This is a genomic window from Microcoleus sp. B9-D4 (genome assembly GCF_036705105.1).
GTDB lineage: Bacteria > Cyanobacteriota > Cyanobacteriia > Cyanobacteriales > Microcoleaceae > Microcoleus.
In genome coordinates this window covers 87,729-100,495 of sequence record NZ_JAUBTS010000024.1, presented here as the reverse complement: position 1 = coordinate 100,495, position 12,767 = coordinate 87,729, and the positions used below count along the sequence as shown (strand labels likewise).

Below are 12,767 nucleotides of genomic sequence, written 5' to 3'. Positions count from 1 at the left end.
GGAGATTGAGGATAGGTTTGGACACTAACCTAGAGAAGTCACCTCCTCACTCACAACATGCGACATCGTGTCGCGCTTACCATGTCATCCGCGTAACGGACTGATTGATGTATTTCCTCAATCCCGTTGAGAGCGATATTGGCGAGTAAGGGACTAACCACGCCCCCTTGCGGGGTTCCTTGTTCGGGAAACTCTGGATTGACTCCCGATTTTAGACAGCGGAATATTCCGGTCTTGATGCCTTTTGGGGCGATGAGTCGTTCCATTATGCTGGTGTGGCTTATCCTGTCGAAGCATTTTTCGATATCGAGCTCGATAACCCGTTTTTCTATTCCCTTGCAGAAAGAGCGTAGATTGTTGAACAGAATTTTTTGTGCGTCGTGCGCCGACCTTCCTGTTCTAAATCCATAACTCGTGGCGTGGAAAGTTGCTTCATGTGCTGGCTCTAGCGTGTATTTCGCGAGGCATTGCCACGCTCTATCGGCGATAGTCGGTATCTTGAGGAGGCGGGTACTCCCATCCTTTTTAGGGATTGGTATTGAACGTAATTTCTGGTGTTTCCAGTTGTTACTTTTGGCTCTGAGTTCTTCACCCAGGGCAAACCTTTCCTCAAATGTGAGTGAGGCTTTTTTATCGATTCCCGCAGTTTTTTTGCCAGCATTTAGTTGAGTTACTTGACGTATCGCCAACATTCTTGCAGCCCGAGATTTCAGAATTAGCTTTTGAAGGGACTTCGCTTTCGGCTTGTCTCCAACCTGAATCGCTTTATACACGCGCTTTTGTAGGCGGAATAAATTACGGCGGAATTTCTTCCACGGTAACGTTTTCCAAGATTCACTAACATTGCTGTTGTGTCTAATCATGCTCTGCTCTGGTTTGTGTATTCTGAACACCTCAGACCAGTTACGGTCTGTCCTACCCGAACTAAGGGAGTTCCGCTGCTCGTCTAGCCTACTTTGGGGTTCGACTTCCCCTAGACCCTTAGTTCGTTTTTCTTCGTTCCCTCGGTTAGATTGATTGTTCCTTTAGGTGGAGCCACTTTAACTACTGGATTCCCTGGACTCTTGCCGATATTTGACGAACATTCGGCGGGAATAAATTCCAGTGGAGTCGGGATTAATGGTCTGTGTCCCGCTCTGAGTTAAGTTACTTTTCTAGGCTCTGTTTCACCGTTGGAATTCCCCGTTAACGCCAGTGTCACCTCACATTAGATGTCTGATTGCGTCCTGTTCCCAGCTTCACTCTCCAAGAATCGAGCTTGGTCGGTGTGGGCAGATAGGGAGTCATGCCTGAGTCTGGCAGAAGGGGCTTGCACCCTTATCAGACCGAGAGTTCAGCCTTGTGGCTGGAAACGCTATGTACGGACTGATTACCGTGATTCACGTTTCAACGAATCGCACTCCTCAAACTCCTCAAAGAAAGCTACCCCACACCTCAAGAATTGGTGCGCTACCGCACCGAATACCGCATCACCCAAGAGTTGAAAGAGGCGGGAGTCGTGCGAGTCTATGACTTGCAAAAATACCAAAACAGCCTCGTGATGTTTGTTGAGGACTTTGGCGGGGAATCCTTGACAATTTGGATGCAGCAGCGCTCGTTTACTCTGGAGGAATTTTTACAAATTGCGATCGCCACAACTGAAATTTTAGGGCAAATTCACAGCGCCAACATCATCCACAAAGATATTAATCCCTCAAATATTGTTTACAACCCGGAAACTAAACAACTAAAAATTATTGACTTTGGCATTTCCACTCAGCTAACGCGGGAAACGCCAACCCTGAAAAACCCCAACATTTTAGAAGGCACATTAGCCTATATTTCACCCGAACAAACGGGGAGAATGAATCGCACTCTCGATTACCGGACTGACTTTTACTCCCTCGGTGTCACCTTCTACGAATTGCTGACAGGAAAACTACCTTTCGAGACTGAAGATACTTTAGAACTTGTTCACTGCCACATTGCTAGACAGCCAGTTCCTCCGCACGAAATAGAGCCAGAAATTCCCCTAATTGTGTCTCAAATTGTCAGTAAACTGATGGCGAAGAACGCAGAAAACCGCTATCAAACAGCCGGGGGGCTAAAGCATGATTTAGAAATGTGTCTGCTTCAATTACAACAAACCGATAGCATAGAAGAATTTGACTTGGGCAGGCGAGATATTACAGACCGTTTCCTGATACCCGAAAAGTTATACGGCCGGGAAAGTGAAGTTGATAATCTATTAGCTGCCTTTGAACGGATTGCATCAAGACGATCCCCCCAACCCCCCTTAATAAATGGGGCTTCATGTGACTCCCCCCTTAGTAGGGGCGGTGCCCCCGTGCCCGCCCTGGGCGGGGGGGGATCGCATTTATCGGGCAGTGAAATGATGCTGGTGGCTGGCTTTTCTGGGATTGGTAAAACCGCAGTAGTGAACGAAGTCCATAAGCCGATCGCCAGACAGCGTGGCTATTTTATCAAAGGCAAATACGACCAATTTCAACGCAATATTCCCTTTAGTGCATTTGTGCAAGCATTTCGGGAATTGATGGGACAATTATTATCAGAAAGTGACGCTCAGTTACACAGATGGAAAACCCTGATTCTCACCGCAGTAGGCGAGAGTGGGCAAGTATTGATTGACGTAATTCCTGAATTAGAACGGATTATTGGCGCTCAAAGTCCTGCACTAGAACTGTCGGGGAGTGCCGCCCAAAATCGCTTTAATCTGCTGATGCAGAAATTCGTGCAAGTATTTACCCAAGCCGAACATCCCTTAGTGATGTTTTTAGACGATTTGCAGTGGGCAGATTCGGCATCCCTGAAGTTGCTACAACTGTTAATGCAGGATAGGGGGCATCTGTTAGTGTTAGGTGCTTATCGGGATAATGAGGTGTCACCGGCTCATCCGTTTATGTTGACGGTGGATGAGATTGTGAAGTCTGGGGCAGTGGTGAATACTATTACCCTGCAACCGTTGAGTTTAGCAGATCTCAATCAGTTGGTAGCAGATACACTGATTTGTAATTTATCCTTTGCCGGGCCATTGACAGAACTGGTTTATCAAAAAACCAAAGGTAATCCCTTTTTCTCTACTCAATTCCTCAAGTCGCTGTATGAAGATGGTCAAATTATCTTTGACTGGGATGTAGGGCATTGGCAGTGCGATATTGCTCAAGCTAGACTTACCCACGCCTCGGATGTGGTGGAGTTTATGGCGGCGCAATTGCAGAAATTGCCTGCCCAAACTCAGGATGTTCTCAAACTTGCCGCCTGCATTGGGGCGCAGTTTGATTTAGATACCTTGGCAATAGTCAGTGAAGAATTATCCGAACAAACGGCATCAGCATTGTGGAAAGCCTTACAAGAAGGACTCATTTTACAGATTACAGAAGGCTATAGCTTAATTCAAACAGACGTTCAATCCCTGAATCAGTCTGTTACTAACCCAATTTATAAGTTTCTGCACGATCGCGTTCAGCAAGCAGCTTATTCATTGATTCCCGACAACCAAAAACAAGCCACGCATCTCAAAATAGGACAGTTACTTCAGCAAAATTACTCAGAGATTGAAAGAGAGGAAAAACTCTTTGATGTTGTTGGGCATTTGAATCGAGGAATTGAGTTAATTAGCCAACCAAGCGATCGCCAAGCATTAGCTCAACTTAACTTGGCAGCCGGACAGAAAGCCAGAAATTCTACTGCCTACGCTGCTGCAACAGCCTATTTACAAACAGGGATTAAACTGTTGAGGGTCAACTGCTGGCAAAGTCAGTATGAGTTGACCCTGAATCTCTATATTGCTGCTACCGAAGTTGCCTATTTGAATGGCGACTTTGATGGTATGGAACAGATAGCAGCAATGGTGTTGCAAGAAGCCCAGACGATTTTAGATAAAGTTAAAATTTATGAAATTCAAATCGCTACTCACACAGCCCAGAGTCAAATGTTGGAGGCGATCGCAGTAGCAAGCGATGCACTCTTGCAATTGGGAGTTGAACTCCCGACTGAACCGGATGAAGCCTTGATTGGTAAAGCACTCCAAGCCATTGCGGGCCAACTCCAAGACAGAAAAATTGAGGAACTGGTCGATCTGCCCGTGATGACAAATCCACAGACTCAGGCAGCCATCCAACTGTTAGGAATGTTGTTTCCAACCATTTTCCTGGGAATGCCCGGTTTGCTGCCCCTGCTTAGCTCCACGATGGTGAGTTTATCGCTCTCCTTTGGGAATGCACCGGCATCGACGGTAGGTTATGCGATTCACGGAATGGTGTTGTGTGCCTTTTTAAAAGAGGTGGAAACAGGCTATGGCTTTGGGAAATTGGCACTGAACTTGGCGGATCGGTTCAATGTGCCCGAATTCAAGTCTATAATTCTCTTTTTGTTTGTTGGCTGGATTCAGCATCATCAAGAATCTGTGAGGGCAATGATACCGACGCTGAAAGATGGCTTTGCGGCTGGCATGGAAACTGGCGACTTTCTATACGCAGGCTACAGCATAAATATTTACTTTGACTCTAACTTTTTTGGTGGAATAGAACTAGATACTGTGGAATCAGAACTAGCAAGTTATAGTGCTGCATTGGCTCAGGTTAAGCAATATTCTGCTCTGGTTTATTTAGATATGAAGCAGCAGATGGTGTTGAACTTGAGGGAAGCCCGTATTCTGTCGGATTGCTTAATCGGAACTGCCTACGATGAAAGGGTGATGATTCCTAAGCACCATCAGGATAATGAATTAACGGCGATCGCTATGGCTTACATCTGTAAACTGTTGCTTGCTTACTGCTATGGCAATTACACGGCTGCCCTAGCTCACATTGCCCAAGCAAAACAGTATTTAATGGCAGTATCGGGATTAGTTTTTGTTCCCGCTTTCCATTTTTATGCAGCTCTGACGCACTTGGCACTCTTCCCCATACAGCCAGAAACCGAGCAAGCTGAAATTCTCACCCTGGTGGAAACCCATCAAACCACTCTGCACCAATGGGCGCAAAATGCTCCGATGAATTATCTGCATAAATGGTATTTAGTTGAGGCCCAACGGCAACGGGTGTTGGGTAATAAAGCTGAGGCGATTGAAATGTACGATCGCGCCATCTCCCTCGCTAAAGAAAATCTATTTCTCAACGAAGAAGCCCTTGCCAACGAACTCGCAGCCAAATTTTACCTAGAATGGGGTAAAGAAAAATTTGCCCAACTCTACATGATTGAGGCGTATTATTGTTATATCCAATGGGGAGCTACTGCTAAGGTAAAAGATTTAGAAAGGCGATATCCCCAGTTATTAAAACCTCTTCAACCGGGTATAAAAAACACTAAATCTAGCGCAAAAGTGACGATCAGTGGTTGGGCTACTAACTTAGATATAACCACAGCAATGAAAGCAACAATCGCAATTTCTGGCTAAATCTTGCTGGATAAGTTAATGTCTAAATTGATGAAAATTTTGATTGAGAATGCGGGGGCGCAAAGAGGATATCTCCTTTTATCAAACCAGGAAAAGCTATTAATTGAAGCTGAAGGATCCATAAACTCTGAACAAGTCACCGTGTTGCAGTCAATCCCCGTTGAAACCTGTCAAGAGCTTTCCTCCGCAATTGTCAACTATGTGGCTCGCACTCAAGAAAGCGTGGTACTAGATGATGCTGTCCGAGAAGGACAATTTACCAACGACCCCTACATCCGAAAAAATCAGCCCAAATCAATTTTATGTGTGCCACTGATTAATCAATCTCAAATCATTAGTATTGTTTACCTAGAAAACAATCTGACAGCGGGAGCTTTTACCCCTGAAAGAGTGGAAATATTAAAAGTGTTATCTGGACAGGCGGCGATCTCGATCCAAAATTCTAAGCTTTATACAGAAGTACGCGAAAGTGAGAACAGACTCGCTCAATTTTTAGAAGCAATTCCAGTGGGGGTGTCAGTGCTGGATGCTTCTGGCAAACCTTACTATAGTAATCGCGTTGCTATTCAATTATTAGGTAAAGGAGTTATTCCTCAAGTTACCAGCGAGCAAATACCAGACGTTTATCAAATCTATCAAGCTGGAACCGAGCAGGAATATCCCTTTGCTGACTTGCCGATTGTGCGAGCGTTGAGGGGCGAAAGTGCCACCGCTGACGATATGGAAATTCACCAAGGCGACAAGATTATTCCGATCGAGGGTTGGGGTACTCCCATCTATGATGAAAAGGACAACATTGCTTATGCAATTGTAGCCTTTCAAGATATCACGGAGCGTAAAAAAGCCGAAACAGAGCGAATCAGATTTACCGCTGAACTGTTTCTACTCAACCAAGCTTACGAGCGCTTCGTTCCCAATCAGTTCCTCCAGTTTTTAGATAAATCAAGCATTATTGATGTGGAATTGGGCGACCAAGTGCAGTTAGAAATGTCGGTGTTGTTTTCCGACATTCGCGACTTCACCACGCTTTCGGAAACTATGACGCCGAAGGATAATTTCCGATTTATTAATTCCTATCTTTCTCGCATGGAACCCGTTATTAATGAAAATAACGGGTTTATTGATAAATATATTGGCGATGCGATTATGGCGCTGTTTAGCGGCGAGGCGAATAATGCGGTGAAAGCCGGAATTGCTATGCTGCACTGTCTGGTTGAATACAATGAAAATCGCGCTAATTTTGGCTGTGCGCCGATTCAGATTGGGATTGGCATCAATACTGGAACTTTGATGCTGGGAACGGTGGGCGGTCAAAATCGCATGGACGGGACGGTAATCAGCGATGCGGTGAATTTAGCTTCTCGCGTGGAAAGTTTGACGAAAAATTATGGGGTGTCGCTATTAATCACCCAGGAAACTTACTCGCGTTTACAAAATCCCTCCCAGTACGCAATCCGCACCCTCGATACGGTAAAAGTCAAGGGAAAATCTGAATCAGTAACAGTTTATGAGGTATTTGATGCTGATCCGCCACAAATTAAAGAGGGCAAGTTAGCTACGCTGCAATTGTTTGCCGAAGCTTTGGAAATTTACTCGGAAGGGAAGTTAGCTAAAGCGGGGCGGCTGTTTGCCGAGTGTTGGCGTCAGAATCAGGGCGATGCCGTCGCTAAAATTTATTGGGAACGCTGTCAGTCTACTTTAAGAAATCGCACAAAAATCAAAGACAGGCCACACAATTTACATTAATCATAAAAGTCCCAAACTCGATCGCTACATTGTTGGAGGGGGAGCTCATTTTCATTTTTCTGACTTGGCGGTCAACAATACTTTGCGGCAAGTCAAATTCATTGACCATGCACAGGGTAATCGCCCCACCGGGATATTGCTGAGCAGAATTGTCTGCGGCTGTTCTTGAGCCTGGAAATTGACGGATTTCACGAGTGGTATTGGGGCGACGGTTGGGTGCAGTCTCGGTTGGAGGGAGTGTCGTTGCTAGCGCTGAATTTGGAGCAAACCGCTAGTTTACTGCGACTGCGGGAGTTTTTGGCGGGTAAGCATAAAGGCTCAGAGTGATGTGAAGCCCGATCGCACTTATTTTCTCTCAAAGTCTCATTCTTCACGTTTACCAATTTTGCCTGTTAATGTGTAGTGCATCGCCTTAAATTTTACCCCCTTTTTACTCCCTAAATCTTTCAATTTCCTTAACTAACTCGATGCTAAATTTCCTCAAACTATTGACCTAACTTTGGCAACATATATATTAACACTTCGTAAATAGCTAGGTCGGCAGGAATACAAATATCGACCAAAATAATTATATCTGAAGATAGACGAATCCTAAATTAAACACAGCTAGCCTATATAACTAGCATCAAATAAACTACTTAAAAATTGATTGATATAAGTAATTTTTAAGTAGAGCTTAAGATAAAAAAAAGGAAATTTATGGTATTGAGTATTATTGTTCACGGTGGAGCAAAAACCATCACAGAAGAGAAGGTTGCAGCCAACAATGCAGGTTGTACCGCAGCAGCAGAAGCTGGTTGGGCCGTGCTGGCAAGTGGGGGTACAGCGGCAGAAGCAGTTGAGGCAGCTATCCGGGTTCTGGAAGCTGACCAGACATTTAACGCAGGCTTTGGATCGGTTCTCAACAACCAGGGAGAGGTAGAGCTAGACGCAGCGATCATGGAAGGCGGTTCATTAGCTTGGGGAGCCCTCGCAAATGTTCAAGGCGTGCGCCATCCCATCTCTGTGGCGCGAAAGATTATGGATAAAAAACCCATGTTCTTAGTAGCGGATCACGCAGAAAAGTTTGCTGCAGAAAGTGGAGCCGAGATGTGTACAAAAGAAGACTTAATCGCAGATGAGCAACAGGAAGAGTGGGAGGAGGAAAAAGAAGTTATTGACCGCCCCAATACCGTTGGTTGTGTAGCTTTGGATAGTAGTGGCATCTTAGTTGCCGGTACCTCAACAGGCGGCACTATGAATAAGCCCGCCGGTCGGGTCGGCGACAGCGCCATTATTGGCTCAGGCTTATTTGCTGAAAATGAACAGGGCGGTTGCTCGACCACAGGCGATGGCGAGTCCATTATGCCAGTAGTTCTAGCTAAGAGGGCGATCGACTTTCTCGCCTCCGGCAAGCACCCAGACGAAGCAGCGAAGATGGCAATTGAGACTCTGGCATCTAAGGTGGCAGGAGAAGCTGGGTGTATCCTCATAGACCCTCAAGGGCGGGTTGGCTGGGCGCATAATTCAACGGACATGGCTTGTGCTTATAGAACCGAAGAAATGGACAAGGTGGCTGTGTTCACTAAGAAAAAACAACTCGTCCATCACTGAAATTATTGAGGCTGCATTCTCTCTAGTTGGAGAGAGTTAAAATGCCGCAACTAATATCTTGTTTCCTAGGTATTAAGTAGCTGGACATCAATAAACATTTTTTCAATTTGTAGGGCGGGCATTGCCCACCCTACTTTTAATTATGTCAAGCTACTTAGTGGCAGAGAAAACAATTCAATTCAAACTCGACTTGGACGTTTCTATGAACTCAACATACGACTTTCCTTACTTTCAAGGCAATTCTCTTTCCGATTTATTTGCTCCAGACATCACAGATGCACGTTATGCGTTCATCCTAAATTACCCTGCAACTGCCAGTTGGGCTGCTTACCCCAACAGGGAAAAATACTTTATTCAAGACGGTAGCAGTGAAGCCACTAAAACTTCTTTCGACAAGATTGGTCAGAAGGAACCTTGGAAAAATCTGGCTGTGTTAGGCGATGCCATCCCAGGGATTGTAATTAATGAGCCGCCGAACTCGCTGATTGACTATTGGCGGGAGCATTTGGGCTTCAGCAACAGCAGTATGGAGATGATAGACTGCTCAACTTATCTCGAAGATCTCAGCATAAGCGATCGCTTTGACAAACTCCTCACTCTATTTCCCTTCGACAATCTCAAACCCGAAAAACACGCCGTTCATCCCGACATCCACTACCACTTGCTCAGCAAAGCAACGCTAGCAGAATTAGGCGTGCAATGTCCGAAATACGAAACCTACAATCTGCACGAAGTCAATCTCGAAAGCATTCAGTTACCAGAGCAATTCCCCTACTTGATTAAAACATCTCACGGACTTTCTGGAGAAGGCACTTATATTATCAAAAGCGCCAGCGATCTGAACTACTGCTTGCAGGAAGTGAGGAAATATCTCGATATTAAGTTGCTGGATACGATTATTGTCTCGGAATTCGTCAAGAATGAAGTCCAGAACTATTGCGTGCAGTTCTATGTAAGCAAAACGGGAAACATCACGCTTATCGGCACTACCAGCCAACTTGTCACTCCAGAGGGCAACTATTTAGGGGGACTGATTCACTACCGCGAAACCGACATGAGTAGGTTTTTTGAGATGATTGCCGCTATTGGTAAATATGCTCACCAACAGGGTTATTTCGGCGTTATTGGCTTCGACGTGCTGGAAGACTCACAGGGACAGTTGTATGCTATTGATGCCAATTTCCGAGTTAATGGCTCGACTCCGCTTTGCTTACAGCGCCATACCTTACTGGGGCGGGGAAAGGAGGTGGCTAAATATTCCAGTGACTGCCGAATGGATGGGACTTTGGAATCCATTCTTGTCACTCTGAAACCAGAACTCGATCGCAAGGACTTGATAATTTTGTCAGCTTTAGAGAAGGTTAAATACGGGAAAATCTACACAGAAATTTACGGGATAGTTGCGGGTGAGGATATGAAGGAAATGCACCACATCGAGCAGAATTTGCACAGTAAGGGATTGCAGCAAGTTGGTTGATATCTACTCTACCGATTGCAGCGGTTATGGGGTTTTCCCCCTCATCTCGCGCCCAGGGTTCGGTGATATCGGGAAACGGGCCATCAAAAATCAAAATAGAAGGTTCCACAGCTTTGAAGTGACCGAAAGCATCCAGGATACAAGCCCCCGGATTCATCCGTGGAGAAATAAAAAACCTGTAAGCTGTTCTGCATTTAAATTGTATGTCAAAAAATAATCAAACTATTGTGGGGAGTAGGGGTTGGGCGTCCCGCCCGCCCTGAACCTACAATTTAAATGCGCGACACCTTATCCGATAAACTTGCCCCCGAATTTATCCGTGGGGTCCATGCTTCAATCTAAAATCTAAAATCTAAAATCTAAAATCGATTGACCCGATTCATGGGGTTCGGCAACATAATGCCACAGTTCGCGAATATCCTCAACTAAATAACACTTTGATTTAGGGGAATTTCGATCCAAAACTCTGTTCTTTCTCCGGGTTCTGATGTACACCACAGTTTCCCTTTATGCTTTTGGATCACAATTTGATAACTAATAGACATCCCCATTCCCGTACCTTTTCCTACCGGTTTGGTGGTAAAAAATGGGTCAAATAGCCGTTTTTTGACTTCCTCTGTGATGCCACACCCATTATCAGCAATACAAATTCTGACCAATTCTGAGTTATACAGACTCGTACTAATCCGAATTGTCTTTTTCTCCACCCGATGCTCATCTAAAGCATCCAGAGCATTTGTCAGAATATTCATAAATACCTGGTTAAGCTGTCCTGCATAACATTCGATCTGCGGCAGATTACCGTACTCTTTGATCACTTCAATCTCTGGATGTGTGTGTCTGGGCTTGAGACGATTTTGCAGAATCATCAGGGTGCTTTCAATGCCTTCATGGATATCGACAGCTTTGAAATCTGCTTCGTCCAATCGAGAAAAATTCCGTAGAGATTTAACAATATCGCGGATACGTTCAGAACCTACTTTCATAGACTTGAGCAGTTTTGATAAGTCTTCGCTCAAAAATTCGATCTCAATATCTTCCGACTTGGCTTGAATCTCCGATACCGGCTGGGGATAATACTTTTGATAAAGCTGTAGTAGCTCTAGTAAATCTTGGGTATATTGGCTAAGATGAGATAAATTACCGTGAATAAAATTCGCGGGATTATTCACTTCATGGGCAATCCCGGCTACCAGTTGCCCCAGAGATGACATTTTCTCACTTTGGATGAGTTGGGCTTGAGTCTCCCGTAGTTCTTGAGTGCGTTCTTCTACTTTTTGTTCAAGGGTGTGGTAAGAGTTCTTTAATTCGTGACTCATTTGATTAAAAGATACTGATAAAGTTACCAATTCCTCTACGAGAGTGTCGGGCACATTTTGCTCGAAATTTCCACTGGCGATCGCCTGACTGGCTTGACTCAATCGCCGAATAGGTTTAGCTATCCATTGTGAAGTGATAATTGCTAATCCTGTTGCGATTACCAGTGATAATAGACACAGGATAATCGTCGTAGTTCTATTATAATTTATTTGCTCCATAAAATCAGATTCAGGCACGACGACTACAATTAGCCAATCGATGCCTCTACCATCATTCAGCGGTAGCAACTGAACAAACTGCCGCTCACTTTTGAGGGTAAATTCTAACTGTTCTGATTTATGAATTTGGTCAAAGTTACCAAAATATTTCTGCAAGTATTTAGCTGTCTCCCGCACAAAGGGTTCGCTACTTTCCACAGCGTAAATCATCTTCTGAGCTTTACCTTGTCCTTTGATTAGTGGCTCTTTTGTGGAACTAGAAATCATTGAACCCGATCGCTCCATCACAAAAGCCTTACCTGTTTTACCAATAGACAAACTTCCCAGAAATTCCCTTAAATTTTCTGAGAGGACAACAAGAGTGGCACAGACACCCACAAGTTTACCTTCTGGGTCATAGACAGGTTCGCTGGCAGTAATTGCAGGCTTACCATTGTTGACAATATTCACAAAAATATTGCTCCAAGTAGGTCTCCCTGCTTTCACAGCAGAAAGATACCAGGGGCGTTGGCGAGGATCGTAAGAAGAGTTTACCTGTTCTAGGAATTTTCGCCGATCGCCCCAATTATCCATTTCATAAAAATAAAAATGATAGTTTGTTTCTTGATTACTCGCAGTCATCGCGATTTTTGACTCTCGACGAGTCGCACCCAGATAATATCCTTGAGCATCGCCACAATAGGATGAAAAAACAAAAGGGGAAATTTGCACTTGGGTTAAAAATTGCTTAGCGTTGCGGCCATTCACCATGTCCATGTGGCCCTGTGCAAAAGCGACTGAATTCACACGATTGATATCATGAGGTTTGTTGATATATTGCTTGAGTTCTCCTTCAATGCGTGCTATTAGTTCCTGACGAAGTTGAGCCGCCACATCGTTAACCGCTTTTTGTCCATTGCGTAAGGAAAGCCAACCTGTTAAGCTCACTGCTGTAAAGATTTGTAGAACAAATGGAACAACAAGAACACCGCGCAGAGGAATTTTTAGGCACTTCGCAGTTGGAGGCATAGATGAT

The 12,767-nt window shown here is 44.6% G+C and carries 5 protein-coding genes and 2 pseudogenes; 5 read left to right on the top strand and 2 right to left on the bottom strand.

Annotated features, from left to right (window positions below; all coding sequences use genetic code 11):
- Window positions 1-50: 50 nt before the first annotated feature.
- Entirely contained in the window at window positions 51-863 is an 813-nt protein-coding gene (locus QUB24_RS16650; RefSeq protein WP_333154277.1) for a reverse transcriptase N-terminal domain-containing protein, read from the bottom strand.
- A 536-nt stretch (window positions 864-1,399) separates the two neighbouring features.
- On the opposite strand from QUB24_RS16650, the pseudogene QUB24_RS16640 reads away from it, so the two are divergent.
- The 5 genes and pseudogenes from QUB24_RS16640 to QUB24_RS16620 all read left to right on the top strand — a co-directional run.
- A pseudogene (locus QUB24_RS16640) lies at window positions 1,400-5,398 on the top strand (ATP-binding protein); the annotation flags it as partial.
- 18 nt (window positions 5,399-5,416) lie between these two features.
- Window positions 5,417-7,144, top strand: a complete 1,728-nt coding sequence (locus tag QUB24_RS16635; protein WP_333154275.1) for an adenylate/guanylate cyclase domain-containing protein — start codon at window positions 5,417-5,419, stop codon at window positions 7,142-7,144.
- Between the two features lie 132 nt (window positions 7,145-7,276).
- Window positions 7,277-7,471 (top strand): annotated as a pseudogene (locus QUB24_RS16630) (hypothetical protein); the annotation flags it as partial.
- Window positions 7,472-7,843: 372 nt separating this feature from the next.
- On the top strand, window positions 7,844-8,737 hold the full coding sequence (locus tag QUB24_RS16625) for an isoaspartyl peptidase/L-asparaginase family protein (protein ID WP_333154274.1): 894 nt from the start codon (window positions 7,844-7,846) through the stop codon (window positions 8,735-8,737).
- Between the two features lie 142 nt (window positions 8,738-8,879).
- Window positions 8,880-10,214 carry a carbamoylphosphate synthase large subunit gene (locus QUB24_RS16620; RefSeq protein ID WP_333154273.1) on the top strand — a complete coding sequence of 445 codons (1,335 nt, stop codon included), beginning with the start codon at window positions 8,880-8,882 and terminating at the stop codon, window positions 10,212-10,214.
- A 425-nt stretch (window positions 10,215-10,639) separates the two neighbouring features.
- Here the strand turns inward: QUB24_RS16620 and QUB24_RS16615 are convergent, their stop codons facing one another.
- On the bottom strand, window positions 10,640-12,679 hold the full coding sequence (locus QUB24_RS16615; protein WP_333154271.1) for an ATP-binding protein: 2,040 nt from the start codon (window positions 12,677-12,679) through the stop codon (window positions 10,640-10,642).
- Window positions 12,680-12,767: the final 88 nt, after the last annotated feature.